Origin of the sequence: Pseudomonas japonica (assembly GCF_013522925.1) — a bacterium.
Taxonomy (GTDB): Bacteria; Pseudomonadota; Gammaproteobacteria; order Pseudomonadales; family Pseudomonadaceae; genus Aquipseudomonas; species Aquipseudomonas japonica_A.
In genome coordinates this window covers 165,345-189,849 of the sequence record NZ_JAAMQU010000004.1, presented here as the reverse complement: position 1 = coordinate 189,849, position 24,505 = coordinate 165,345, and the positions used below count along the sequence as shown (strand labels likewise).

Here is a 24,505-nt window from a genome sequence, read left to right as displayed (position 1 = left end):
TGAGAAATGAACGCTTATCCGTGCTGCAAATGTGGCAGAGAATCCTTGCAACAAGCGCTTACAAACATTCCAAAAGTCGCTGGAGAATAATATGCAAGGGTCCACTACCTCGGCGCCTGCCGGTAAGTCCAAAGCGGGAGCGGTGTTCCGGGTTACCTCCGGAAACTTCCTCGAGCAGTTCGATTTTTTCCTCTTCGGCTTTTATGCCACGCAAATCGCCGCTGCTTTTTTCCCCGCGTCCAATGAGTTTGCTTCATTGATGATGACCTTCGCCGTCTTCGGCGCCGGCTTCCTCATGCGACCGCTCGGCGCGGTAATCCTTGGTGCCTACATCGACGACGTGGGCCGCCGGAAGGGGCTGATCGTCACCTTGTCGATCATGGCCAGTGGCACCTTGCTGATCGTGCTGGTACCCGGCTACGCGAGCATCGGCCTGTGGGCGCCGGCGCTGGTGCTACTGGGTCGGCTGCTTCAAGGCTTCTCGGCAGGCGCGGAACTTGGCGGTGTGTCGGTCTACCTGGCTGAAATGGCCACACCGGGCCGCAAGGGCTTTTATGCGAGCTGGCAGTCGGCCAGCCAGCAGGTGGCGATCGTGGTGGCCGCAGCTCTCGGCTATGCGCTCAACCAGTGGATGGCACCGGCTGACATCGCCGCATGGGGCTGGCGCATTCCGTTCGGGGTCGGCTGCGTGATCATCCCGTTCATTTTCCTGCTGCGCCGCAACCTGGCGGAAACAGAAGCCTTCCAGGCCCGTACCCACCGGCCTACCATGAAAGCCGTGTTCCGGACGTTGCTGGACAACGTCGGTATCGTGATCCTGGGCATGCTGATGGTGGCCATGACCACTACGGCGTTTTACCTCATTACGGTGTACGCACCCACGTTCGGTAAATCCGTTCTGAAATTGAGCACCGCCGATGCGCTGATGGTGACGCTGCTGGTCGGCGTGTCGAACTTCTTCTGGCTGCCTATCGGCGGCATGCTCAGCGACCGCTTCGGCCGCAAGACACTATTAGCGGCCATGTCGTTGCTCGCTGCCATCACCGCCTACCCGGCGCTGTCGTACCTGGCTCAGCAGCCAAGCTTTGCGCATATGCTCGAAGTGTTGCTGTGGCTGTCCTTCCTGTACGGCATCTACAACGGCGCGATGATTCCGGCGCTGACCGAGATCATGCCAGTGGAGGTGCGGGTTGCCGGCTTCTCGCTGGCGTACAGCTTGGCGACCGCCGTGTTCGGCGGGTTCACCCCGGCGATCTCCACTTGGCTCATTCACATCACGGGGGACAAGGCCGCGCCTGCCTACTGGATGATCTTCGCGGCGATCTGCGCGTTCTGCGCCACCCTGGTGCTGTACCGCCGCCTGCGCCTTGGCGCGCCCGTTCCGGCTTGAGCTCGACGTTCATCACACAACAAGGAAGCGCTGCAGATGCATTCTCTGTCCAAATCACTTTCGTTTCTTGCCCTGGCCTGCGCGGTTGTGTCGCCTCTGGCACACGCCGAGGAGCTGACGGTCATGACCTCGGGCGGTTTCACCGCGGCTTATCAACGCCTTGGCCCGCAGTACAGCGAGCAAAGCGGCGACACCTTGAAAACCGTGCTAGGCCCATCCATGGGCAAGGCCCCGGAAGCCATTCCTAACCGGCTGGCTCGCGGCGAGCATGCCGATGCGGTAATCATGGTGGGCTATGCGCTGGATGAATTGATCAAGCAAGGCAAGGTCGATCCCGCCTCCCGCGTTGAGCTGGCTGATTCGCGTATCGGCATGGTGGTGAGGGCGGGTGCTGAAAAGCCCGCTATCGGCACCGATGCCGAGCTGAAACAAACGCTGCTCAAGGCCCAGTCCGTGGCGTATTCGGACAGCGCCAGCGGCGTGTATATCGAAAAGGAGCTGTACAAGAAGCTGGGTATCCAGGACCAGCTGGTGCCCAAAAGCAAGATGATCGAGCGCATTCCCGTGGCGTCGGTCGTTGCCACCGGCGACTACCAGGTGGGGTTCCAGCAAGTGGCTGAGCTGTTGCCGGTGCCGGGCGTTACCTTTGTGGGCAAGATCCCGGAGGATGTGCAGTCGGTTACCCGTTTCGCCGGTGGGGTGCCCGTGAATGCCGAACACCCGGCTCAGGCCCGCAAGTTGCTGCAATACCTTGGCTCGCCGGAAGCGCAGGCAACGGTGCAGAAAACAGGGCTGGATTCAGTCTCCCACTGAACCTTGAGGCAGTAGCCGAACCAACCGTTCGAGTTCGAGCGCCGCGGGGGTAAGGGTACGCCCGCGACGCTTGAGCAGGCCCATCTGGCGTACCACTTCAGGCTCCACCAGCGCCACGCTGGCCAATATAGGGTGGGCAGAAACGGGCATCGCGATGGAGGGCACCGCGGCGATGCCCAGGCCTGCCTCTACCAGGCCCATTACCGTGGTGACATGCCGGGCCTCGCAGATGCTTTCCCTGGCTGGCGTAAGGTGGCGCAGTGCGCGGTCCAGCACCAGGCGGTTGCCCGAGCTCTTCGATAGCGCAATGTATTCATGCTCGTAGGCCTGCGCCCAGGTCACCTGCTCCAGCGTGGCTAGCGGGTGGTCCCGGCGACAGGCAATCACGTAGCGCTCTTCGAGCAATGAGCTGAATTCCACTTCCGGCGCCAGATTGCCGCTGAAACTCACCCCGAAATCAGCCTCTCCCGACACTACCGCCGCACTCACTTCATTGGCCGAGGCGTCTATCAACCGCACCTTGATCCTGGGGTACTGCGAGTGAAAACGCCGGATGGCATGGGGCATGAAGTAATACGCCGCCGACGGCACGCAGGCGATCACGAGCGTACCGGTGCGCATGGCGCTGCCGTCGCCGATGCTCAGCAGGGCGAGGTCCAGATCATCGAGCAAGCGTTCCACCTGGGGCAGGAACGCCCGGCCCATGTTGGTAAGCGACACCTTACGGGTGGTGCGCTCGAACAGCTTTACACCCAGCGCGGTTTCCAGCTTTTCGATCCGCCGACTCAAGGCCGACTGGGTAATGCGAACGGCTTCGGCGGCGCGCCGGAAATTGCCGGTTTCCACCACGGCGCGGAAAGCCTGAAGGTCGTTCAGATCGAAATTGATGCTCACGGACGGTATTCACTGATCGGCAGAGGGGCAGGGCGGCATTGTACCGTTTCCCGAGCGCGCCCTTGGACGTCCGAGCTATGAACATGTTGCGGTATCCCCCCGGGGGGGATAGGCTGCGCGTCAGAACATTTACGTAGACTCCCACCATGAGCGCTCACGATTCATCGCATGCACACCCCCATCAAACCCACGAGGCCATCGTGAAACGGCTCAAGCGAGCGGATGGCCATTTGCGCAGCATCATTGCCATGATCGAAGAAGGGCGGCCCTGCGTAGACATCGCCCAGCAGCTGCATGCCGTCGAGAAAGCGGTGTGCCAAGCAAAACGCACCTTGATCCAGGACCACATCGATCACTGCCTCGAAGACACCGTCAGCGCCCTCGAGCGCGGCGAGCGCGCACCGCTCGACGAATTCAAGCAAATCACCAAATACCTCTAGGTTTTCCCATGCCCAATCTTGCACAACTCCTCCAGCAGGGCGGTGCCCACGCCTGGCTGTATTTTCCCAGCGCTATCCTCCTTGGCGCGCTTCATGGGCTGGAACCGGGTCATTCCAAAACCATGATGGCGGCCTTTATTGTCGCGATCCGCGGCACTGTGAAGCAGGCGGTGCTGCTGGGGCTTGCCGCGACGATTTCCCACACCCTGGTGGTATGGCTGGTGGCGATTGGCGGCATGTATCTGGGGCAAGGCCTGGATGCCGAGGCCACCGAGCCCTGGTTCCAGCTGGCCTCGGCGGTGCTGATTATCGCCATCGCCTCGTGGATGCTATGGCGTACCTGGCGAGGCGAAAGGGCGTTCAGGCATGGCCACGGCGATGATCATCACCATCATGACCATGACCATGACCATGACCATGACCATGACCATGACCACGAGCCGCTGGCTTTGAACGAAAACGGCTACCAGGACGCTCATGAGCGTGCCCACGCTGATGACATCCGCAAGCGATTCACCAACCGCGAAGTCACCACGGCCCAGATTGTCCTGTTTGGCCTTACCGGTGGGCTGATCCCTTGTCCGGCGGCCATTACCGTACTGCTGCTGTGCCTGCAGGTGAAGGAAGTCGCGCTGGGCGGCATGCTGGTGCTGTGCTTCAGCATCGGGCTGGCGCTCACCCTCGTTGCGGTAGGCAGCGCTGCCGCGGTAGGCGCCAGGCACGCGTCCAACCACTGGCCATGGCTGGGAGCGGTCGCCCGGCGCGCACCCTACCTGTCCAGCATCGTCATGATTGCCGTGGGGGTGTACATGGGGCTTCATGCCTGGGTTGGGCTCAGCGCCTGAGGCGTGGCCTGAACTTTTTCAGGGGTTGCCCACTCAGTTTCTGGATCCCGGCCCTGTTCCGTTCAGCCCGTAGTCGAGCGGTCGCCCTTCCTACCTCAAGTATTCAAGGAACCCCGCTACCATGGCGACGACGTTTAATGTGTTGGACTACGGCGCCAAGGGCGACGGTGTGAGCGACGATACTGCAGCCATCCAGGCGGCTATCAACGCCGCAGCGAAAGCGGGTGGCGGCGAAGTGTATCTGCCAGAGGGTACCTACATCGTCAGCGGCCCGAATAGCGATGGCGGTTGCCTGACCCTCAAAAGCAACGTTGTGCTCAACGGTGAACGCCTAGGCCTCACCACGCTCAAGCTGGCTGACGATTCCAGCGCCGATGTGGCGGGGCTGATCCATACCGTAGCCAACGCCAATACTTCGAACGCGACCATCAGCAACCTCACCCTGGACGGCAACAAGGCCAACACCAGCGGGACGGTTGACGGCATCGTTACCGGTAGCGCGACCGGTGACACAGCGCATACCACCGGGCTCACCATTGCTGGTGTGGAAATGCAGAACTTCAGTGGCGACGGGCTACGCGCCCAGGCGCTCACTACGTACTCGCAGGTGTTCGATAGCCTGGCGCATGACAACGACGGCGATGGCTTTGCCACCGAGTTCAAGGTTGAGCCGGTGCGCCCTGACGACATTACGTTCACCGACAACAAGGCCTACGGTAATGGTGGTGACGGGTTCGATATGGTCGCGGGCTCCGGTAACTTCAGCCCCTTTACGTTCTCGAGCAACGACGCTTACGACAACGCTGGCAACGGTATCTTGCTGACGGGTGTGGCATCGCAGCATCTGTATGTCCAAGGCGGCATCGTTGGAGGCACGGTGTATGGCAACGGTGGTGCTGGCATTCAGCTTCAGGGGTTCCAAGGCATTGGTGTAAGCCATACCGAGGTCTATGACAACGGCAAGCAAGGCATTGCCCTGCTCGGCACCGACTATGCGGCGGTTTACCAGAACTACATTCACGACAATGCGCAGGGTGGTGCCGCCGCCGAGATCCTTGTGGATACCTTTACCAACGCTGAAGGGCAAACCTACGCCGCGGACAAAAACTACGACCTGGTCGACAACGTCATTGTCGGCAGCGACCTATCGACCTACGGGCTGGAGGATCGCTATGCCGCCGAAGGCTCCTATTACCGCCCGTTCTACGGCAACGTCATCAGTAATACGCAACAAGGGCAGGTAGTCAGTGACCTTGATCATGTGACCACGTATTCGCAAAAAACCACGTTTACGTTCGTGGGCAGCGATGGCGCCGACCACCTTGTGGGTACGCCGAGCGCGGAAGTGATGCACGCGGGGCGCGGCCGCGACGTGTTAGTGGGCGGTGCTGGCGACGATGTGCTGGACGGCGGCCAGGGCGCAGACCGCCTTACCGGGGGTGCCGGCGACGATGTGTTCGTGTATGCCCGCCGGCAGGACAGCTACGCCAGTGCCGCCGGCACTACCCATGATCGCATCCTGGATTTCGACTCGGCTCACGATCAGCTGGACCTCACGGCACTTCGCCTGAAAGGGCTGGGGGATGGCCATAACGGCACCTTGTTGCTCAGCTATGACAGCAGCAACGACACCACCTACCTGCAAAGCCTGGACGCCGACGCCGATGGCTACCGCTTCAAGCTGGCGCTCAGCGGCGACTACCGGGGCAGCCTCACCGACGCTAACTTCTACGGCCGTTGGGACGGCAGCAGCCATGCCGACACATTCACCACCACACGTGAGGGCGGCGCATTGCTGGTAGGGCGAGCGGGGGACGATACCCTTGGCGGTGGCTCGGGCGACGACCGCTTGGAAGGTGATGCCGGCGCCGACCGGCTGACAGGTGGAGACGGGCACGACACCTTCGTTTACAAGGCACTGAGCGACAGCTATGTGAACGACACCGACGGTACCCGCCACGTCGACCTGCTGACGGACTTCAGCCAAGGGCAAGGCGACCTCATCGACGTTTCGGCCTTAGGCTTCACAGGTATTGGCAACGGCCACAATGGCACGTTGACCTGGTCTTATGACAATGACACCGGGTTGACCACGATCGAATCCCTTGACGCCGATGCTGCGGGAAATCGCTTCGCCCTCACGCTGCTCACGGGCTTTCTGAACGATGGCCGAGGCACCACCGCTGACGCTTTCACCTTTGCACCCTCCACGCCCGATCCCAACGTCGAGCGCGAGTGGGCGCCTGTCTCGGGCTCCTCCGGCAGCCCTCTGGATGAACGCCTGTTGGGCAGTGACAACTTCGATGCCCTGTGGGGCGGCGCCGGCGACGATGTGCTGGTTGGCGGTGGCGGTTCCGATCAGTTGCATGGCGAAAGCGGTGCCGACACCTTCGTGTACCAGAAGGTCAGCGACAGCTACCATGGCGCCGCCGATCTGATCGGTGACGTTCTGTCCAGCGACTTCCTGGTATCGGCAGACCGTATCGACGTATCCGCACTGGGCTTTACTGGGCTCGGCGACGGCAATAACGGCACCTTGAAGCTGTCCTATAGCGCCACCACCGACCGCACCTACGTCCAGTCTAACGAGGCTGACAGCGACGGCCTTAAGTTCGAAGTGGCGCTGGCGGGCGATTTCAGGGAAACCCTTACGGCCGGGAACTTCGTGTTTGCCCCGACGGCGGCTGCGCCGGTTGAGGTTCAAGGCGGTGATGTTGCCATTCTCGGAGTGGCGCATGTTGATCAGGCGCACATTGCTTGACCCATGCGTGCCAAGTTGAAGAAAAGTCGGTACTGGTGCTTGCTAGTTAGCCGGGTGCCGCTGATAGGCGAACCGATCACGGTGCTGGCTGGGCGATGCGCAAGCCGCTACGCCCCAAGGCGAGCGATGTACACAAGCAGGCCCAGCACGCCGCAGGCCAGCAGCACCTGGATCACGCTGCGTTTGTAGCGGAAGAGGGCGAGGGCGGCGCCGGCGCCAATAACCAGTGACGGCCAATCCAGCTCGCCTTCCAGGCCCTTGGGCCACAGTACGTGGTAGGCAAAGAAGATCGCCAGATTGAGAATCACGCCCACCACGGCGGCGGTGATGCCGGTAAGCGGTGCCGTGAATTTCAGTTCGTTATGCGTGGCCTCGACCAGCGGGCCGCCTGCCAGAATGAACAGGAACGAGGGCAGGAAGGTAAACCAGGTGACCAGGCTCGCAGCCAGCGCGCCCGCGAGAAACGCATGTTCTTCGCCGAACATGGGCCGCAGATAACCGCCGACGAAGCCTACGAACGCCACCACCATGATCAGCGGCCCCGGGGTGGTTTCGCCCAGCGCCAGGCCGTCGATCATTTGTGTCGGCGACAGCCAGCCGTAGTGCCCCACCGCGCCCTGGTACACATAGGGCAGCACCGCGTAGGCGCCGCCGAAGGTCAACAGCGCCGCCTTGGTAAAGAACCAGCCCATCTGCGTCAGCGTACCGCCCCAGCCGAACACCGCCGTCAGCACGCCCATGGGTAAAGCCCACAACACCCCACCGATGACGGCTAGCCCAAGCAGGCGACGCCATTGGAACGTGGCATGTTGGGGGGTGTGGGTGTGGTCGTCGATCAGCGCCGGGCCATACGTGTTCTTCCCGCCGCCGTGGCCCCCGATGGTGAAGTGCGCGGGCGCCAGCCGCCCCCCGGCATAGCCCAGCACCGCGGCCGCGAGCACGATGAGCGGGAATGGCACGTTGAAGGCAAAGGTCGCCACGAGCGACGCCGCTGCCATCGCCCACAGCCAGCCGTTTCTTAGTGCCCGGGAGCCGATCCGGTAGGCCGAATGCACCACGATGGCGGTGACGGCGGGTTTTAGGCCATAGAACAACCCGGCCACCAGCGGCACGTCGCCAAAGGCGATATACACCCAGGACAGCGCGATGAGGATGAACAGCGACGGCAGCACGAACAGCCCGCCGGCGATCACACCGCCCCAGCTACGGTGCATCAGCCAGCCGATGTAGGTCGCCAATTGCTGTGCTTCCGGCCCTGGCAGCAACATGCAGTAGCTCAAGGCATGGAGGAACCGCTTCTCCGAGATCCAGCGCCGGCGTTCCACCAGCTCTTGGTGCATGATCGAAATCTGCCCCGCCGGCCCGCCGAAGCTGATAAACCCCAGCTTGAGCCAGAACCACAGGGCCTGGGTGATCGTTATGGGGGCTGGCGGGGCAAGGCTTTGCGAAGTGTCGCCCGAACGCTGCTTATCCATCCGCCTTGTCGCCTCCCTGGAGCTTAGCCAGAACGCTATGGAACACAGTGCTTGCCGCGCTCGGCAGGTTATCATCCCTGGGAATGTTTTCCCGCAACCCATCATAGGCGCTGGCTTGGAGGAGGGTGACAAGTGGCTGATCAGCACGGCGGTGTTCCGCAAACGGCAGACACGGTGGTTGCCTTCTGGAAGCAGGCCGGGCCCAGGAAGTGGTTCAAGAAAAACGCGGCCTTCGATACTACCTTTCGCCACACCTTTTACGACCTGCATTTCATGGCCGCGCGGCGTGAGCTGGACCCATGGATGCGCACTGCCGATGGCGCCCTGGCATTGCTCATTTTGCTGGACCAATACCCCCGCAATGCCTTTCGTGGAACGGCGCATATGTTCGCCACCGATTCCCTTGCGCGTTTCTATGCCGATCAGATGATAGCGGCGGGGATGGACCAGGAAGTGGAGCGCGGGTTGCGGATGTTTTGCTATCTACCGTTTGAACACTCCGAAAACCCGGTGGATCAGGAAAGGTCTGTGCGGCTCAACCGTGAACTCGAGCCGAACGACTTCAAGTGGGCGCAGGAGCATGCCCGGATCATTGACCGGTTCGGGAGGTTTGCGCATCGAAATACGGTGCTGGGTAGGGTGAGCACCTTGGAGGAAGAGGCGTTTTTGAGAGAGGGGGGCTTTGCGGGGTGAAGCTCATACAATAGCCGCGCTGATAGCGAAGCATGGCTAGGCGCTGAACTTGACGAGCTCTGCTCGGAAAAGGGCGCGCAGCGCGTCGATATCGATACGCCAGAAACCACAAAGCCCGCACGAGGCGGGCTTTGCAGGAGGTTTCGTAGACTGTTGGAAACAGCTCGAAAGAGCAATTTGGTCGGAGAGACAGGATTCGAACCTGCGGCCTTCTCGTCCCGAACGAGACGCGCTACCTGGCTGCGCTACACTCCGATGAGGGGAAGCATATCGCCGCTCGGCGACGTCTGCAACCCCTTGATACACTGCAACTTATACCGCCAGAGCAAGCCGCTGAGCGGCCCGGGTTACAGCTCCTTGACGGTGCGAACCTGGTCCTTGTTTACGCGAGTCTGCTTGCCGTCGAGTTGCTCGATTTCATAGAAACCGGTGTCGTCGTCGTACTTGGGCGTATCAACCGCCTGGATTTCGCGGCCGTCGTTCAAGGTGATGACGGTAGGGGTGGAGCATCCCGCCAGCGCGGCCAGGCCTGCAGCGAGCAAAACAGCGGGAAGGATCCTGTTGGACATTTCGTGTCTCCGGAAGAGGTTTCTTGTTGACCCTCCTAAGACGCAACGCTATCGCGCAAGTTCCTCAACGTTCCCTGCCGCTGTATTCAAGCGTGGCCGGGGTATTGAAATTACGCAGCCGCGGATCATTTTCCGGGCAATCCAAAGGGGTTGGATGCAGCGCCAGCATTACCCGCCTAGGGCTGCGTTCGCCGCTGGCCCATGCTGTATCGAAAGCATCCAGAGCGGTGCGCGGCAGAACGCAGATAAGCGGCTCCCAGGCACCGCCCTGACGCACGATCAGCGGCGCTTCAGGGGCTTGAGCCTGAGCAGCCAGCATGGCCAGAAGCAGCGCGGTATCGATGCCCGGCACGTCACAGGGCAGTACCAGCACCCGCTTATGCCTGGCCATTGCAAGCCCGGCGCGCAGCCCAGCCATGGGCCCGGGAAATCCCGCTTCGTTGTCGGCCGCCAGCCGGTCAGCGTACAGGGCATAGCGCTCGGCGTTGCGGTTGCAGGAAATGATCAGGTCGTCGGTTAGGCTTCTTGCCTGGCGCTGCACATGGGCAATCATGGGCAAGCCTTGCCATTCCACCAGGCCTTTGTCCTGCCCACCCATCCGTGCGCCCTGACCACCGGCCAGCAACAAGACCGAAGCGGGTGGTTGAGGCATCGGGTTTGTCGGCATGGCGGGTCTGCGGGAGGAAGGAAAGGCGTTGTGATATAACACCCAGCGTTTTCTTCAACAACTGGAACGTGCCAATGAACGCCAAGGCCGACGCCCTTTTCGTCCCGCTCAATATTGCGGTACTTACTGTCAGTGATACCCGCACCCGGGAAACAGACACCTCCGGCCAGCTCTTCGTGGACCGGCTCAAGGATGCAGGCCACCGCTTGGCGGCGCGGGTGTTGCTCAAGGACGACCTTTACAAGATCCGCGCCCAGGTCGCCACCTGGATTGCCGATGATGAAGTGCAAGTGGTACTGATCACCGGCGGCACGGGCTTTACCGGGCGCGACAGCACCCCCGAGGCCGTGGGTTGCCTGCTGGACAAACATATCGATGGCTTCGGCGAGCTGTTCCGGCAGATATCCGTGGCCGATATCGGCACGTCCACCGTGCAGTCCCGTGCGCTGGCTGGCTTGGCCAATGGCACCTTGGTGTGCTGCCTGCCGGGCTCAACCAACGCCTGCCGCACCGGCTGGGACGGTATCCTGGCTGAACAGCTGGATAACCGGCACCGCCCCTGCAACTTCGTGCCACACCTGAAGCAGGCGGAGCCTTGTGAAAGCCGTGGTTGAGCGCTCGGATGGCGGCCTGATGCCGCTGGCCGAGGCCACCCAACGGCTGTTGGCAATGGCCGATGCCGCCCCCTTGCCGGAAACGGAAGTAGTGCCGTTGGCCCACGCTGATGGCCGGATGCTGGCCGAGCCCTTATGCGCCCTGAGCGACCTGCCGCCCTGGCCGAACAGCGCCATGGACGGGTATGCCCTGGCCTGCGCCGACTGGGCGGGCGAACCGCTGGAAGTCAGCCAGCGCATCTTCGCTGGCCACGCGCCCGGGCCGCTGCAGCCCGGCACCTGCGCCCGTATCTTCACCGGAGCGCCGCTGCCCGACGGCGCGGACTGCGTACAGATGCAGGAAAATGCCGAAGTGGGCGCCAACGGGCGCGTCCGCTTTACCGCGCCCCTGCGCCCGGGCCTGAACGTGCGGCCCAAGGGCCAGGAGTGCAGCGCGGGTGAGCAAGTATTGAGCGCCGGCACCCGGCTAGGGCCTATCGAGCTGGGCCTGGCCGCAACGCTGGGCATTGCCGAGCTCACGGTGCGCCGTAAACCTCGGGTAGCGGTGCTGTCGACGGGGGATGAACTGGTACCGCCTGGCCAGCCTCTGCAGCCGGGGCAGATCTACAACAGCAATCGCCAGTTGCTGTGCAGCTGGCTGGAGCGCAGCGGGTGTGAAGTGATCGACGCGGGCATCGTCAGCGACGACCTTGCCTTGACTCGCCAGGTGCTGGGCAGCCTGAAGCAGGCCGACCTGATCCTCACCACCGGCGGTGTGTCGGTGGGTGAGGCGGATTTCCTCGGCCAGGCCTTGCGCGAAGCCGGAGAGCTGGCCATGTGGAAGCTCGCCATCAAGCCGGGCAAGCCGCTGACTGTCGGCCAGTACCAGGGCACGGTGGTGATCGGGTTGCCGGGCAACCCCGCGTCTACCTTGGTGACCTTCGCATTGCTGGCAAGGCCTTACCTGCTGCGGCGAATGGGCGGTGAGCGGGTGCTGCCACGGCGCTATGACGCCGTTGCCGGTTTTACCTGGCCTGCCGGTAGCCGCCGGGAATTCCTGCGGGCCAGGCTCGAAGGCGGGCGGGCGCGGCTCTATCCCAACCAGAGCTCAGGCGTGTTGCGCAGCGCCGCCTGGGCCGATGGGCTGGTAGAAGTACCCGAGGGGAGCGCCATCGCGGAGGGGGACCCTGTTGCATTTATCCCCATGAGCGACCTGTTGGCCTGAAAATCAGCCGCCGGACTGCGCTTTTTCTGCCTTGCCGTGGTCACATGCCCAGTGGCCGATTCGGCAAGGGGGAGAACGAATGCAAACGCGCAAGGCTTGGCTGATCCTGCATGGCAAACAAGCGTTGAACGAGGATGTTCGCGCGGCGGTAACCGCTCGTCGCGAGCAGGGTTGGCACATCGCTGTGCGCCTCACGTGGGAAGGTGGCGATGCTGCCCGACTGGTGCAGGAGGGGCTGGCTGCGGGGTACACCACTCTGATCGCGGGCGGTGGCGACGGCACCTTACGCGACGTGGCCGAAGCGATTGGGCTTGCCCAGACTCACGCAAGCCTTGCGCTGCTGCCACTGGGCACGGCCAACGACTTCGCCCGTGCCGCCGGTGTACCGCTGGACCCACAGGGTGCGTTGGCGTTGCTCGATCAGCCCGCCCGCCCGGTGGACCTGGGCGAGGTGGGCGGCCAGTTGTTCCTGAACATGGCCACGGGCGGCTTTGGCAGCCAGGTCACGGCCAATACCTCCGAAGACCTCAAGAAGGTGCTCGGGGGCGCGGCCTATCTGTTTACAGGCCTCACTCGCTTCAGCGAACTACGCGCGGCCACTGGCGTGCTTCACGGCCCGGACTTTCACTGGGAAGGGGAGCTGTTGGCATTGGGCATCGGCAACGGTCGCCAGGCAGGCGGCGGGCATGTGCTGTGCCCCGAGGCAGTAGCGGATGACGGCCTGTTGGACGTGAGTATCCTCCCGGCGCCGACCGAAGTGGTGTCTACCTTGAAGGAGCTGCTGGCGGGTGGCTTGGGCCTGGATAGCCTGTTTGTGCGGGCACGCTTGCCTTGGGTGGAAATACAGAGTGCCCAAGGCCTGGACATCAACCTCGATGGCGAACCGCTGCAGGGCACCGACCTGCGCTTCGCGGCGCGCCCGGGTGCGGTACACCTGCATTTACCCGCCGACTGCCCGTTGCTCAGTCATCCGGGCTGATGATCCGTTCGCGCACGGCATAAAGCACAAGGCCCGCCACGTCGAAGATCTGCAAGCGCTTCATTACCTGGGCGCGGTGGGTTTCCACCGTCTTGATGCTCAGGCCAAGGCCGTTGGCGATATCTCGGGTGGACGTGCCCCTTACGATCAGGCGCAGTATTTCCATCTGCCGGGCGGTGAGCGGATGGCGCGTAAGCGGCGGGCGATCAGTGCGATGGGCCACCAAGGCCTGGTCAATGACGGCATGCGTTACCCCGGGGCTGAGATAGCGCGTGCCATGGCGGATAGCCTGTAGCGCCTGCTCCAGTTCATTGGCGGTGGCGTCCTTGAGCAGATAGCCATCCGCGCCAGCCTGCAAGGCGTGAAGTATCAGTTCCGAATCATGGTGCATCGAGAGTACTAGCACCCGGCAAGGTACGCCGCTGCGGCGTAGTTGGCGCAGCGCATCCAGGCCACCGACACCGCGCATGGACAGGTCGAGCAATACGATATCCGCCTGGCTGCGCCGTACCAGCTCGGTCAGCTGCCAGCCGTCACCGGCTTCGCCAACCACGCAATAGCCAGGTATGTCCGCCACGAGTGCGCGAACCCCCGCGCGAATGAGCGCATGGTCGTCGACCAGCACCAGCCTGCAACTCACGCCCCGGCCCTCGCCGCGCGGCGCGTGGCGCGGTCTGGCCAGGGCAATAGCGCCTCGATACGGGTTCCGCTCCCCGGTGCGCTTACCACTTTCACATGGCCGCGTAACGCCTGTGCCCGTTCGGCCATGCCCGATAACCCGCGCCCGGGCGGCACCGCCAGGGTGTCGAAACCCTCGCCGTCATCGGTGATACGTACCACCAGCCCATGCGGCGCCCGGGCGATGTCGATCCACAGGTTGCTTGCGCCCGCATGCCGCAGCAGGTTGGTGACACCTTCCTGCACAATGCGGAAGGCGGCCACGCTCATGGCTTCCGGCAGGCCGTCCAACCGTTGCCGGCATTCGAGGCTCCAGCTCAGGCCGGTACCGGCCAGCGCCTTGCACAAGTGTTGCCGCAGGCTCCCTTCCAGGCCGAGCATCGCAAGCTGTTGAGGGCTGAGGAGGGCTGAGACATTGCGGACCTTGTTCAAGGATTCCGCCAGCGTTTCGCGCAACGTCGCAAGGGGTACGACCAGGCTGGCAGGTGTGCGACGGCCGAGCCAGTCCAGCTGCAAGCGGGCGGCCGTGAGCAGTTGGCCGATATCATCATGAAGTTCGCGCCCGAGCCGCTCCCGTTCGCCCTCCCGGGCCAGGGTGATGTGACCGGCGAGCTCTTCCGGGCGCATCGAAATGGCGCCGTCGGCCTGAATGCCGGCCCATGCCAATGCGGACAGTAGGAGGATAAAGGCCAGGTTGGCCATCAACAGGCCGGTGCCGAAAGGCATGGCGGTAGCCCAGGCGTAACCGTCGATGGTCATGCAGGCAATGGCCCCGCCGGCCAGGACCAGGCGGCGAACGAGGGGCAGGCTCCATGGCCCGCGCGCAAGGGCGGATGTGGGCGTAGTGGCAGGCATGGTAGAAGGAGGTCACAGGCGCAAGGCCTTGAGGGGGCGCATGGTAGCACCTCCCAGGCGTTCGGTCCCTGTTTTATAGGCCTTCAGGCCAACGGGGCGTGCGTACGATCCGGCGGGCAGCAGCCTGCCAGCGTGGCCAGAAGTTCGCGTTGCTCGCTGCAATCCATCGCCAGGCCGTGGCGCGGGTCGTTCAGCTCCACCTGCCAGCTCAGCAGGTCCACGCATTGCTTGAGCGCCAGCAAGGCGTCGCCTCTCAGGCACAGCTCGGCGCGGTCGCGCGCGAGGAACGCCGCCAGTGCGCGGGCGAAGGCAGCAATAGGCCCCTGGGTTTCGGCGGCGCCGCTTGCCAACTGCTCCAGCGCTCGCTGCAGCGCTGTGCAGGCATCCTGATCGTTGGGAAAGGCGCGCAGATGATCGATGCAGTCGATCAGCCTGGTGGTAAGCCCTTCCGCTTCTACGCAGAGGCTAAACATGACGGGTCGCACCCAGGGCGGGTGTAGGCAACAGGCTCGACATGGGCGAACTCCATTCATGAACGAGAATGGCGCCACGGTAATGTCTATTGACTGTTTCGAATATCAGGTTGGCCCGGAGGGTTCCTAAGGGTTTCCCCGATGTCACCGATACCCGTAAGCAAGGAACAGTAAAGCATGATGCTAAAGTGATATCAAATACGGACGGATGGGCGCGCCACGAACTCAAGTTCGCTTACCCAGCGCCGATAGCCCACATATGCCTTTATCCAACCGCCGGGGACTTTCATGGCTGGTATTCTCGATAGCGTCGATCAGCGCACCCAACTCGTGGGTGAAAACCGCCTTGAAATTCTCATGTTTCGTTTGGCGGGCCGTCAGCTGTTCGCAATCAACGTATTCAAGGTGCAGGAAGTGCTGCAGCTGCCCAAGCTGACCCTCATGCCCCAGCGCCATCCCTTTGTGTGCGGCGTGGTCAACCTCCGTGGGCAAACCCTGCCGGTCATCGACCTGTCCCAAGCCATTGGCATGCGCCCGCTGCAGCCTGGCCCGGACAGCACCATTATCGTTACCGAGTACAACCGCTCGGTACAGGCCTTCCTGGTGGGCGGCGTTGACCGCATCATCAACATGAACTGGGAATCCATCCTTCCGCCGCCCAGCAGCGCCGGTCGCCAGCATTACCTCACCGCCATCACCCGCGTGGAGGACAAGCTGGTAGAAGTCATCGACGTGGAAAAGGTGCTTGCCGAAATCGTGCCTTACAACGCCAAGGTATCCCGCGAGAAGCTCGAAGATGCCATGCTCGCCAATGCGCGCGGCCGTGAGATCCTTCTGGTCGATGACTCGACCGTGGCCCTCTCGCAATTGCGCGATACGCTGTCGCAGCTCGGTTGCGTGCTGCACGTTGCCAGCGATGGCTTGAAGGCGCTGCGCATGCTGCAGAAGTGGGCGGACGCCGGCGAAGACGTGTGCAGCAAGCTGCTGATGATCTTCACCGATGCCGAGATGCCCGAGATGGATGGCTATCGCCTTACCACCGAGATTCGGCAAGACCCTCGCCTGCGTGAGCTTTACGTTGTGTTGCACACGTCGTTGTCGGGTAGCTTCAACGAGTCCATGGTAAAGAAAGTGGGCTGCGACAACTTCCTGTCCAAGTTCCAGCCCGACCGGTTGGTGGAAGTGGTACGTCAGCGGCTGGAAATGGAACTCGGCTGAGTCGAAGCGGTGAGCGCGTTGGTTTAAGCTAGGGCACCCTGGACCTGGATGCCCTGCCATGCGCCTTACCGCTCTGTACCGATTTCCTGTCAAATCCGGCCTGGGGGAAAGCCTGCCGGCTTCTCCGGTTGGCGCATTAGGGCTGCTGGGCGATCGCCGCTGGATGCTGGTGGAGGAGGCCAGCGGCCGTTTCCTTACCCAGCGAACCTTGCCGGTGCTGGGCCACCTCTCGGCCTTGTACAACGCCGATGGCGGGCTGGAGCTCAGCGCGCCCGGCCTCCAATCCCTTTCCGTACCCGTGCCGCCAGCGGATGCAGGCCTGCGGGGCATAGTGATCTGGAAGGATACGCTAAGGGTTCCGGACGCCGGTGACGCCGCCGCCCAGTGGGCAAGCGAGCTGATCGGCAAACCCACTCGGCTGGTGTATGTTCCCGAACATCGCGCCCGGCCATTGGGTGCAGGCGATGGGCTGCCGGAAGATCGTGTGGCCTTCGCCGACGGTTTTCCGCTGCTGCTGATCAATCAGGCCTCGGTGGACGACCTGTCCAGCCGTGTGGGCCGGCCGATGGCCATGTTGCGTTTCCGCCCCAACCTCGTCATTGACGGTGCCGAGGCCCTTGCCGAGGACGGCTGGACCCGCCTTCGCATTGGTACCGTGGACTTTCGCGTGGCCTCGCCCTGCGCCCGCTGCATTCTCACCACCATTGATCCCACCAGCCAGCAACGCGACAGCGACCGCGAGCCGCTGAATACCCTCAAGGGCTATCGCATGCGCGAAGGCGGGATCATGTTCGGGCAAAACCTGATTGCCGAAGGCGAGGGTGTGCTGGAGGTGGGGATGGAAGTGACCGCTTCCTAGATGCCCTGAAGCAGCGGCCCTTACGGGCCGGTCGCCGCCAAGGCGGGCTGCTACGCGGCGTTTTGTTCCACCTGTAGGCCCATCAGGGCATCAGATATCGTCGAAGAACCGCTCGTGCCAGTCGACGATAGGCTGTGGCGTGTTCAGCTTCGCACCGTAGATCACCGCGTAGGACAGCACGTTCTGCACGTACTGGCGGGTTTCGTCGAACGGGATGGACTCGACCCATACATCGAAGCTCAAGTGGTTGGCCCCTCTGAGCCATTGACGCACGCGGCCGGCGCCGGCGTTGTAGGCAGCGGAAGCCAGTACGCGGTTACCGTTGAACTGACCGTGCACCACGCTCAGGTAGGCGGCACCTAGCTGAATATTCTTGTCCGGGTCGATCACCTGCTGCGGTGAAGCCAATGGAATGCTGAACTTGCGCGCCGTTTCCTTCGCCGTGGCTGGCATCAGCTGCATCAGCCCCATGGCGCCAACGGAGGAACGGGCGTCGTCCATGAACGCGCTTTCCTGGCGGGTGATCGCAAATACCCAGCTGGCGTGCAGCCCTCGCAGCCGGGCCTCGCGAAGCAATGCATCACGGTGCGCCATGGGGAAGCGGATGTTCAGGTCGTCCCAGTACTGTGCCAGGCTGATGGTGCGGATGGCCGGGAAGTACCAGCCCATGTCATACGCAAGCTTTGCCTGGGCAACCATTTGATCGCGATCGAAGTGGCGCGACACGTAGTACCACTCGCGCCGGCCATCGACGATCTGACCGCGCTGATACAGCTCCAGCGCACGGCGAATACCCGGGGCATTGCGCACGCTGTTCATCTGCGCCTGGGTCAGCGGCAGGGGGCGGTTGGTCAGCTGGTACGGGACCTGCGCGCGGTCGGCTGCCAGGAAGCCGTAGAAGTCCCTCTCCTTCGCCACTGCCTTGTACAGGACAGGCACCTGCGGGTCGTTTGGCCGGGCCAGTTCCAGTGCCCGGGCCTCCCAGTACTTCCAGCGGTTGGTCTGGGCGAGGCTGGCGGGCAAGCGGCGGGTAAGTTCGTAGGCCTCTTGCCAGCGGCCGAGGCGCAGCAGCAGGCGTAGCCGCCATTCGCTTACCGTGTCGTCACGCAGGTCCGGGTCGTAGCGGGTCATCAGCTCCAGCGCGCGGCTGTCATAGCTGCGGGCCAGGCCCAGGCCGATGTCCTTGGCGATGGCGACCTTTTCCTCGGCCGAGAAGTGCATGGTGGCCGCATAGGAATCCAGCAGCCCCAACGCCTTGTCGGGGTTTTGCTTGGCCAGGCGGCGCAACCCAAGGCCTACGGCATCGGCCATGGCCTCGTCGGCCGGCTGGAACAGCCCGGGCTGATCGAGCAGTTCCGGGTTGCGTGCGACATCCATCAGGCGCCTGCCTTGTGCCTGCAGTGTCACCAGGCCATCAACCAGGCTGGTCGCCAGAGGATAATTGCGTGCTTGTGCGGCCAGGCGTACCCGCTGCCAGCGTTTGTGCTCGGTAAGCTGGCCCTCGGCGGCCCAGCGGCCGAACAGCGGGTCGCAGGCGGCGGGGCGGTCCTTGCCGCTCAGCCACAGGCGTTCGGCATTGGCGTAGCCTTCGGCGCGCAGGTCTGGGCGGGTAAGCTGGTACTGCCCATAGAGGCAGTCCAGTTCGGTGAAATTGAGTTTGGTGTCGTAGTAGCGAACGAAGGTGGGCCAGTCTCCACGCTCGGCCAGCATGCGCAGCCAGCGCAGCTTGAGCCAGTTGATCTGCGGCAGATCGCCGTGAGCGGCGATGAACCCTTCTACCTCTTCGTTGCTGGCGCCAGGCAGGCGGGCGGTGAGTTCGTCGTACGCCAGGTAGGGCTCGAGTGGGTAGTCCACCAGCATGGGCTTGTACTGGAAGTAGGGCGCGCTGTTGCCCTTGGCCAGAGCCGCCTTCGCCTGATCGTAGTACTGCCGCTGGAGCGCCAGGTCGCCAGCATGGGCCGCGGGTATGAGGAACAGGGCGCCAAGCAACACGGCGGCAACGAGGCGGGACAGTCGACTGCGCATGAGACTTCCGGGAAGCGTACAGATTGGCGGCTAGCTTAGCCTGTTGGCCCTTCCCTCGGAAGCGCGCCAAGTGTTTCGCGATATGCGGCCGGCGTTTGCTGTGCCAGGGCGGTACATAAGGTAGAATACGCGCCGGCTTTTCCGGAGAATCCCATGACCCTGCTCAAACTGAGCGATGTTTCCCTCGCCTACGGCGCCATGCCGTTGCTCGACAAGGTTTCCTGGCAGATCGCCCGCGGCGAGCGGGTCTGCATCATCGGCCGCAACGGCACTGGCAAGTCCAGCATGCTGCGGCTGGTACGCGGCGACCAGAAGCCCGACGACGGTGACATCTGGCGCGCGCCAGGGCTGAAAATCGGCGAGCTTCCCCAGGAACTGCCGCGTGCCGACGACCGCACCGTGTTCGACGTGGTGGCCGAGGGGCTGGCGGGGGTAGGCGAATTGCTGGCTCAGTACCACCACCTGAGCCAGAACATCGTCAGCGACGCCGACCTGGACGCGCTCATGCACGTTCAGCAAGAGCTCGAAGCCCGCGATGGCTGGCGCCTGCAGCAACTGGTGGACAGTACCTTGAGCCGCCTGCAACTGCCGGCCGACAAAACCCTCGCCGAGCTGTCCGGTGGCTGGCGCCGCCGCGTGTTGCTGGCTCAGGCGCTGGTGTCCGAGCCAGACCTGCTGTTGCTCGACGAACCCACCAACCACCTGGACATCGGCGCCATCGCCTGGCTCGAGGAAGCCCTTGCCGGCTTCGGCGGGGCCGTGCTGTTCATCACCCACGACCGGGCCTTCCTGCAAAACCTGGCCACGCGCATCCTGGAGCTGGACCGCGGCCACATGATCGACTGGAACGGCGACTACGCCAGCTTCCTGGTGCACAAGGAAGCCGAACTTGCCGCCGAGGAGACCGCCAACGCGCTGTTCGACAAGCGGCTGGCGCAGGAAGAAGTATGGATCCGTCAGGGCATCAAGGCCCGGCGTACCCGCAACGAAGGTCGCGTACGCGCACTGAAGGCATTGCGTTCGGAGCGGGGCGAGCGCCGCGAGCGCCAAGGCAAGGCCAACATCCAGCTGGATGTGGCGGACAAGTCCGGCAAGCAGGTGATTGTGCTGGAGAACGTCAGCTACGCGCACCCCGGCGGGCCGTTGCTGGTCAAGGATTTCTCCATGGTGCTGCAGCGCGAGGACCGTATCGGCCTGCTGGGCGCCAACGGCACCGGGAAAACCACGCTGCTCAAGCTGATGCTGGGCGACCTTCAGCCCACCGCGGGCTCGGTAGAGCAGGGCACACGCCTGGAAGTGGCCTACTTCGACCAGCTGCGCATGCAGCTGGACCTGGAAAAAACCGTGATCGACAACCTGGCCGAAGGTCGGGATTTCATCGAGATCGACGGCCAGAGCCGCCACGTGCTCAGCTACCTGGGCGACTTCCTGTTCAGCCCTCAGCGGGCGCGTACCCCAGTGAAGGCGCTGTCCGGTGGCGAACGTGCCCGCCTGTTGCTGGCCAAGCTGTTCAGCAAGCCGGCCAACCTGCTGGTGCTGGACGAACCCACCAACGACCTGGACGTAGAAACCCTCGAGCTGCTCGAGGAGGTGCTCTCGGCGTTCAAGGGCACCGTACTCATGGTCAGCCACGACCGGGCATTCCTGGATAACGTGGTCACCAGCACCCTGGTGTTCGAGGGCGATGGCCAGGTGCGGGAATACGTGGGCGGCTATCAGGACTGGATTCGCCAGGGCGGCTCGGCCAAGTTGCTGGGCGTGAAGGAAGCCAAGGCGCAGAAAGCGGAGCCTGTGGCGTCAGCCAGCCCCGCGCCAGCAGCGCCAGCGCCTGCACCTGCACCTGCACCTGCACCTGCCAAAAAGAAGCTCAGTTACAAGGTGCAGCGCGAGCTCGAAGCCTTGCCGGGGCAGATCGAAGATATCGAGTCGCAGATGGCGGCCGTGCAAGCGCAGATCGGATCGCCGGGCTTTTACCAGCGCCCGGCTGCGGAAACCACCGCCGTGCTCGCCAGCCTGGATAGCCTGCAAGCTCGCCATGATGCGCTGCTAGAGCGCTGGGCCGAGCTGGACGAGTAAGGGGCTCCGCGATCAGGCGTCGGTAGGCGCCTGATCGCGGAATGTGGCCGTCAAACGGCCTTTTCGGCTTTCACTCGATCCAGTCGCACCGCCAGCACGTCACACGGCGCGCCGTGGAGGACGTCGTTGGAGGTTGAGCCCAGCAGCAGGCCCAGGCCATGGCGGCCATGGCTACCCACGATAATCAGGTCGTAGCCCTTGTCCTTGGCCAGCTTGTGGATTTCCTGGCGCGGCTGGCCGTAGGTCAGGTGGCAGAATTCCTCGGAAACATCCGGATATTTGCCGCGCAGGGTGCGCATGCGCTCCTTGGCCTGATCGAATTGCTGCTGCTGCAGCTGGGAAAGGTCCATGGGCACGTCGCCGCCGAAGGCCATTGCCATGGGTTCCACGATATGAACCAGCGACAGCTTCGCGCCAGTGGCTTCTGCAAGGGCGCGGGCGCGTTTGATGACCGGGTCGCATTCCTCGGTCAGATCCACGGCTACGAGGATATGTTGGTAGGACATGGCGTGGTGCTCCAGACAGAAGTATTAGCTTGATTATGGCCCTTTCATGGGGAATGCATAGGTAGTGGCGCATTCTCCAAGGGGTTGTTTGTAAATCGCGGGGAGAGTTCTATGACGGTCTGGATAGTGGTGTCAATCCTGGCGGTGATTTTAAGCCCCCTGGCCTGGCTACGCCCCTCACGCAAACAGAGCGGTCGCATGGCGTGTCGCATGAAGGCCCGCGCGCTGGGCCTGGGCATGCAGTTGGCGCCGCAGCAGTGGCCGCACTGGATGCCGGCCCACTTGCCTACACCTGCTGCACAGTATCACCGGCCGCGGCCCTCGCCGGTTGGCGCGGATTGGACATGGTGGCAGCCTGAGCCCGGCCAATGGGTAAACCAGTGGCGCGAGCCGTGCACGGACGCCGCCCTGCTGGAGCAGCTGAACCTGCTGCCGGCCGATGTGTGGAAGGTTGAAGCGCAGCGACGAATGGTCAGCGCAGTGTGGGGCGAGGGTGGCGGGGAGGGCCAGGCAGAGGCTATCGACCGGGCCCTGCGAACGCTCGCCACACGCTAAATCCGGAACTGGCGCAACGCCCCGTTCAACTGCTCGCTGAGGGTTTTCATCTCCACGCTGGTGCGGCTCGATTGTTCCGCCGCCGCTGCGGTCCCCTGGGACAGCCCGGCAGCTTGGGCCACATTCTGGTTGATGTCTTCCACCACGTGGCTTTGTTGCAGGGTGGCACTGGCGATGGAGGCGTTGAGTTGGTTCAGCGTGCGCAAGGCATGCACCACTGCCTCCAGGCTTCGGCCGGCGGCGCTGGCCTGCTCGATGGTAAGGCGCGACGCCTCGCTGCTTTCGTTGATGACCTTCACTGCGGCTTCGGAGCGGTGCCGCAGCCGCTCGGTCATGGCCTGGATCTGGGCCGTGGATTTTTGCGTGCGCTGCGCAAGCAGGCGCACTTCGTCAGCTACCACGGCAAACCCCCTGCCTTGATCCCCGGCCCGCGCGGCTTCGATGGCAGCGTTCAAGGCCAGCAGGTTGGTTTGCTCGGCGATCGAACTGATCACGTCCAGCACACCGCCTATCTCGGTGCTTTCGGCCGCCAGGGTGCGGATCACCTCCACGGCTTGGTTGATGGTGGCGCAAAGCTGGTCGATCTGCTGAACACTACCGCTGATACTGGCCTGGCCGTCGAGGGCCTGAGCTTCGGCCTTGCGCATTTCGCTGGCCGCGTGCTCGGCGGTACGGGCAACATCCTGAACGCCATGGGTGACCTCGCCGATGGCGGTGGCCACCCGGTCCATTTGTACGCATTGGCGCGAGCTGCTTGACTGGGCTTCCAGGGCATTGCCGCCCAGCGCTTGTGACGAGCGGCCAAGCTCATCGGCCGACGCCTGCAGCGATCCCACCATTGCGCGCATTTTTCGCGTGAATGCGTTGAAATGGCCGCTTAGCTGGGTAATTTCGTCATTGCCTTCAGCGTGGAGTTCACGGGTGAGGTCGCCGTCCCCGCTGGCAATGTTCGCCATTGCGCTGACCGAGGCGCGCAGCGGATGGACGATGCTGCGGGCGATGGCAACAATGGCCAGGGCCATCATCAGCGCGATGACCGCCGCCGCGATCAACACGCGGACCACTTGGGCGGTGAATTCGGCCTCCACGTCGTCCACGTACACGCCCGAGCCGATCACCCAGCCCCAGGGTTGGAACAGCTGTACGTAGGAGGTTTTGGCCACGGGCGCGCTGGCGCCTGGTTTGGGCCAGCGGTAATTCACCATTCCAGCGCCCTTGGCCTTCGCCACGGCCACCATTTCGTTGAATACCGCAAAGCCATCAGGGTCGCGAATGCCCGAAAGGTCCTGACCATCGAGCTTGGCATTGGTGGGGTGCATCACCATCACCGGGCGAAGGTCATTGATCCAGAAATAATCCGCGCCTCCATAGCGCAGGCCGCGCACCGCAGCGATGGCTTGCTGCTGGGCCGCTTCGTGGGTCAGCGCTCCGGTCTTTTCCAGGCCGTTGAAGTATTCCAGCAAGCCTGCCGCGGTTTGCACCACATGCATGGTTTTCTGGGCCTTGGCTTGATAAAGATCGTCATGAATTTGCTTGAGCATGAACAGGCCAAGCGCGGCGAGCATGCCGAGGGCCAACAGCAGGATAAGCCACAGCCGGCGGCTGATGGACAGGTTGCGCAGCACCTTCATGGGGCTTTCTCCGCATTGTTGTTGTGTGGGGGGAGCGAAGCGTAAGGACGTACATGGCGGCCGGGAGGCCAGCTGTATCGGGATGTCGGCCGGCCAGGCGAAGAACTTGAGGGCAAGGCGCCGAACGGCAGGCAATAAAAAGCCCGACACGAGGATCGGGCGAGGCCAGGCAGGCCGGTGAATGGCCGCGATCATACGCCTCTGGCGCCAATGCGTGGCATGAATTCGTGCCCATTCATCGCTGCGCTGTGCTTGGGCGGCACGTTTCATAGAGGGCACTATATG

At 63.2% G+C, this 24,505-nt stretch carries 23 protein-coding genes, 1 tRNA gene and 1 pseudogene; 13 read left to right on the top strand and 12 right to left on the bottom strand.

The annotated features are described in order from the left end of the window. Positions 1-91 precede the first annotated feature (91 nt). Together G7016_RS07970 and G7016_RS07965 are read left to right on the top strand one after the other, a co-directional pair. Entirely contained in the window at positions 92-1,390 is a 1,299-nt protein-coding gene (locus G7016_RS07970; RefSeq protein ID WP_181112536.1) for an MFS transporter, read from the top strand. Positions 1,391-1,426: 36 nt separating this feature from the next. Then, positions 1,427-2,203 carry a substrate-binding domain-containing protein gene (locus G7016_RS07965; RefSeq protein ID WP_181112534.1) on the top strand — a complete coding sequence of 259 codons (777 nt, stop codon included), beginning with the start codon at positions 1,427-1,429 and terminating at the stop codon, positions 2,201-2,203. Here G7016_RS07965 and G7016_RS07960 read toward each other — a convergent pair. Next, positions 2,189-3,097 (bottom strand): LysR family transcriptional regulator, encoded by a 909-nt coding sequence (locus G7016_RS07960; RefSeq protein WP_181112533.1) that lies wholly within the window; start codon positions 3,095-3,097, stop codon positions 2,189-2,191. The two genes, G7016_RS07965 and G7016_RS07960, sit on opposite strands and share 15 nt — an antisense overlap. Before the next feature lie 146 nt (positions 3,098-3,243). Here G7016_RS07960 and G7016_RS07955 point away from each other — a divergent pair, with 146 nt between their 5' ends. The 3 genes from G7016_RS07955 to G7016_RS07945 all read left to right on the top strand — a co-directional run bounded on the left by G7016_RS07955 (position 3,244) and on the right by G7016_RS07945 (position 7,143). Next, the gene (locus G7016_RS07955; protein WP_181112531.1) at positions 3,244-3,537 is read left to right on the top strand and encodes a metal-sensing transcriptional repressor; all 294 of its coding nucleotides are present in this window, start codon (positions 3,244-3,246) and stop codon (positions 3,535-3,537) included. Between the two features lie 8 nt (positions 3,538-3,545). Next, positions 3,546-4,382 (top strand): nickel/cobalt efflux transporter, encoded by an 837-nt coding sequence (locus G7016_RS07950; protein WP_181112529.1) that lies wholly within the window; start codon positions 3,546-3,548, stop codon positions 4,380-4,382. 121 nt (positions 4,383-4,503) lie between these two features. Next, positions 4,504-7,143: a M10 family metallopeptidase C-terminal domain-containing protein gene (locus G7016_RS07945; RefSeq protein WP_181112527.1), complete on the top strand. Its 2,640-nt coding sequence runs from the start codon at positions 4,504-4,506 to the stop codon at positions 7,141-7,143. 107 nt (positions 7,144-7,250) lie between these two features. Here the strand turns inward: G7016_RS07945 and chrA are convergent, their stop codons facing one another. After that, positions 7,251-8,618: a chromate efflux transporter gene (gene chrA / locus G7016_RS07940; protein WP_181112525.1), complete on the bottom strand. Its 1,368-nt coding sequence runs from the start codon at positions 8,616-8,618 to the stop codon at positions 7,251-7,253. A 132-nt stretch (positions 8,619-8,750) separates the two neighbouring features. On the opposite strand from chrA, the gene G7016_RS07935 reads away from it, so the two are divergent. Then, entirely contained in the window at positions 8,751-9,311 is a 561-nt protein-coding gene (locus G7016_RS07935; protein WP_181112523.1) for a DUF924 family protein, read from the top strand. Between the two features lie 178 nt (positions 9,312-9,489). Here the strand turns inward: G7016_RS07935 and G7016_RS07930 are convergent. From G7016_RS07930 to mobA, 3 genes are all read right to left on the bottom strand, one after another. Further along, positions 9,490-9,566: transfer RNA gene (locus G7016_RS07930), tRNA-Pro, on the bottom strand. A 92-nt stretch (positions 9,567-9,658) separates the two neighbouring features. Beyond that, complete coding sequence (locus G7016_RS07925) at positions 9,659-9,880, bottom strand: YgdI/YgdR family lipoprotein (protein WP_181112521.1); 222 nt, start codon at positions 9,878-9,880, stop codon at positions 9,659-9,661. A 64-nt stretch (positions 9,881-9,944) separates the two neighbouring features. Further along, the gene (mobA, locus tag G7016_RS07920; protein ID WP_375139686.1) at positions 9,945-10,532 is read right to left on the bottom strand and encodes a molybdenum cofactor guanylyltransferase MobA; all 588 of its coding nucleotides are present in this window, start codon (positions 10,530-10,532) and stop codon (positions 9,945-9,947) included. An 89-nt stretch (positions 10,533-10,621) separates the two neighbouring features. Between mobA and moaB the strand changes: the two genes are divergently transcribed. The 3 genes from moaB (at position 10,622) to yegS (ending at position 13,344) form a co-directional block, all read left to right on the top strand. Next, positions 10,622-11,161: a molybdenum cofactor biosynthesis protein B gene (gene moaB / locus G7016_RS07915; RefSeq protein WP_181112517.1), complete on the top strand. Its 540-nt coding sequence runs from the start codon at positions 10,622-10,624 to the stop codon at positions 11,159-11,161. Beyond that, the gene (locus G7016_RS07910) at positions 11,145-12,365 is read left to right on the top strand and encodes a molybdopterin molybdotransferase MoeA (protein ID WP_375139685.1); all 1,221 of its coding nucleotides are present in this window, start codon (positions 11,145-11,147) and stop codon (positions 12,363-12,365) included. The genes moaB and G7016_RS07910 overlap by 17 nt, the downstream gene beginning before the upstream one ends. 79 nt (positions 12,366-12,444) lie before the next feature. Continuing rightward, a complete protein-coding gene (gene yegS, locus G7016_RS07905; RefSeq protein ID WP_181112515.1) occupies positions 12,445-13,344 on the top strand; it encodes a lipid kinase YegS in 900 nt (299 codons plus the stop codon). On the opposite strand, the gene G7016_RS07900 is transcribed toward yegS, so the two are convergent. From G7016_RS07900 to G7016_RS07890, 3 genes are all read right to left on the bottom strand, one after another. Then, positions 13,328-13,984: a response regulator gene (locus G7016_RS07900; RefSeq protein ID WP_181112513.1), complete on the bottom strand. Its 657-nt coding sequence runs from the start codon at positions 13,982-13,984 to the stop codon at positions 13,328-13,330. The two genes, yegS and G7016_RS07900, sit on opposite strands and share 17 nt — an antisense overlap. Next, positions 13,981-14,877 carry a sensor histidine kinase gene (locus G7016_RS07895; RefSeq protein WP_181112511.1) on the bottom strand — a complete coding sequence of 299 codons (897 nt, stop codon included), beginning with the start codon at positions 14,875-14,877 and terminating at the stop codon, positions 13,981-13,983. Before G7016_RS07895 ends, G7016_RS07900 begins: the two co-directional genes overlap by 4 nt. A gap of 83 nt (positions 14,878-14,960) precedes the next feature. Further along, the gene (locus G7016_RS07890) at positions 14,961-15,350 is read right to left on the bottom strand and encodes a hypothetical protein (protein ID WP_181112509.1); all 390 of its coding nucleotides are present in this window, start codon (positions 15,348-15,350) and stop codon (positions 14,961-14,963) included. 288 nt (positions 15,351-15,638) lie between these two features. Here G7016_RS07890 and G7016_RS07885 point away from each other — a divergent pair, with 288 nt between their 5' ends. Then, a complete protein-coding gene (locus tag G7016_RS07885; RefSeq protein ID WP_181112507.1) occupies positions 15,639-16,568 on the top strand; it encodes a chemotaxis protein CheV in 930 nt (309 codons plus the stop codon). A 58-nt stretch (positions 16,569-16,626) separates the two neighbouring features. Beyond that, positions 16,627-17,427 (top strand): MOSC domain-containing protein, encoded by an 801-nt coding sequence (locus G7016_RS07880; RefSeq protein ID WP_181112505.1) that lies wholly within the window; start codon positions 16,627-16,629, stop codon positions 17,425-17,427. A gap of 90 nt (positions 17,428-17,517) precedes the next feature. Here G7016_RS07880 and G7016_RS07875 read toward each other — a convergent pair whose 3' ends face one another. Next, positions 17,518-19,452, bottom strand: a complete 1,935-nt coding sequence (locus G7016_RS07875; protein WP_181112503.1) for a transglycosylase SLT domain-containing protein — start codon at positions 19,450-19,452, stop codon at positions 17,518-17,520. Positions 19,453-19,605: 153 nt separating this feature from the next. On the opposite strand from G7016_RS07875, the gene G7016_RS07870 reads away from it, so the two are divergent. Continuing rightward, positions 19,606-21,528: an ATP-binding cassette domain-containing protein gene (locus G7016_RS07870; protein WP_181112501.1), complete on the top strand. Its 1,923-nt coding sequence runs from the start codon at positions 19,606-19,608 to the stop codon at positions 21,526-21,528. Positions 21,529-21,578: 50 nt separating this feature from the next. On the opposite strand, the gene G7016_RS07865 is transcribed toward G7016_RS07870, so the two are convergent. Next, a complete protein-coding gene (locus G7016_RS07865) occupies positions 21,579-22,034 on the bottom strand; it encodes a universal stress protein (RefSeq protein ID WP_181112499.1) in 456 nt (151 codons plus the stop codon). Between the two features lie 111 nt (positions 22,035-22,145). Here G7016_RS07865 and G7016_RS07860 point away from each other — a divergent pair, with 111 nt between their 5' ends. Next, positions 22,146-22,589, top strand: a complete 444-nt coding sequence (locus G7016_RS07860) for a hypothetical protein (RefSeq protein ID WP_181112497.1) — start codon at positions 22,146-22,148, stop codon at positions 22,587-22,589. Here G7016_RS07860 and G7016_RS25800 read toward each other — a convergent pair. Beyond that, on the bottom strand, positions 22,586-23,320 hold the full coding sequence (locus tag G7016_RS25800) for a methyl-accepting chemotaxis protein (protein WP_445674594.1): 735 nt from the start codon (positions 23,318-23,320) through the stop codon (positions 22,586-22,588). The genes G7016_RS07860 and G7016_RS25800 overlap by 4 nt on opposite strands. Positions 23,321-23,443: 123 nt before the next feature. Beyond that, positions 23,444-24,130: pseudogene (locus tag G7016_RS25795) on the bottom strand (cache domain-containing protein); the annotation flags it as partial. Between the last annotated feature and the right edge of the window lie 375 nt (positions 24,131-24,505).

Bases quoted from the DNA above. Each gene is read 5' to 3' on its own strand.
- G7016_RS07970 (WP_181112536.1), top strand. From the start codon at position 92: ATGCAAGGGTCCACTACCTCGGCGCCTGCCGGTAAGTCCAAAGCGGGA.
- G7016_RS07965 (WP_181112534.1), top strand. From the start codon at position 1,427: ATGCATTCTCTGTCCAAATCACTTTCGTTTCTTGCCCTGGCCTGCGCG.
- G7016_RS07955 (WP_181112531.1), top strand. From the start codon at position 3,244: ATGAGCGCTCACGATTCATCGCATGCACACCCCCATCAAACCCACGAG.
- G7016_RS07950 (WP_181112529.1), top strand. From the start codon at position 3,546: ATGCCCAATCTTGCACAACTCCTCCAGCAGGGCGGTGCCCACGCCTGG.
- G7016_RS07945 (WP_181112527.1), top strand. From the start codon at position 4,504: ATGGCGACGACGTTTAATGTGTTGGACTACGGCGCCAAGGGCGACGGT.
- chrA (WP_181112525.1), bottom strand. From the start codon at position 8,618: ATGGATAAGCAGCGTTCGGGCGACACTTCGCAAAGCCTTGCCCCGCCA.
- G7016_RS07925 (WP_181112521.1), bottom strand. From the start codon at position 9,880: ATGTCCAACAGGATCCTTCCCGCTGTTTTGCTCGCTGCAGGCCTGGCC.
- mobA (WP_375139686.1), bottom strand. From the start codon at position 10,532: ATGCCTCAACCACCCGCTTCGGTCTTGTTGCTGGCCGGTGGTCAGGGC.
- moaB (WP_181112517.1), top strand. From the start codon at position 10,622: ATGAACGCCAAGGCCGACGCCCTTTTCGTCCCGCTCAATATTGCGGTA.
- yegS (WP_181112515.1), top strand. From the start codon at position 12,445: ATGCAAACGCGCAAGGCTTGGCTGATCCTGCATGGCAAACAAGCGTTG.
- G7016_RS07895 (WP_181112511.1), bottom strand. From the start codon at position 14,877: ATGCCTGCCACTACGCCCACATCCGCCCTTGCGCGCGGGCCATGGAGC.
- G7016_RS07890 (WP_181112509.1), bottom strand. From the start codon at position 15,350: ATGTTTAGCCTCTGCGTAGAAGCGGAAGGGCTTACCACCAGGCTGATC.
- G7016_RS07885 (WP_181112507.1), top strand. From the start codon at position 15,639: ATGGCTGGTATTCTCGATAGCGTCGATCAGCGCACCCAACTCGTGGGT.
- G7016_RS07880 (WP_181112505.1), top strand. From the start codon at position 16,627: ATGCGCCTTACCGCTCTGTACCGATTTCCTGTCAAATCCGGCCTGGGG.
- G7016_RS07875 (WP_181112503.1), bottom strand. From the start codon at position 19,452: ATGCGCAGTCGACTGTCCCGCCTCGTTGCCGCCGTGTTGCTTGGCGCC.
- G7016_RS07870 (WP_181112501.1), top strand. From the start codon at position 19,606: ATGACCCTGCTCAAACTGAGCGATGTTTCCCTCGCCTACGGCGCCATG.
- G7016_RS07865 (WP_181112499.1), bottom strand. From the start codon at position 22,034: ATGTCCTACCAACATATCCTCGTAGCCGTGGATCTGACCGAGGAATGC.
- G7016_RS07860 (WP_181112497.1), top strand. From the start codon at position 22,146: ATGACGGTCTGGATAGTGGTGTCAATCCTGGCGGTGATTTTAAGCCCC.
- G7016_RS25800 (WP_445674594.1), bottom strand. From the start codon at position 23,320: ATGGACCGGGTGGCCACCGCCATCGGCGAGGTCACCCATGGCGTTCAG.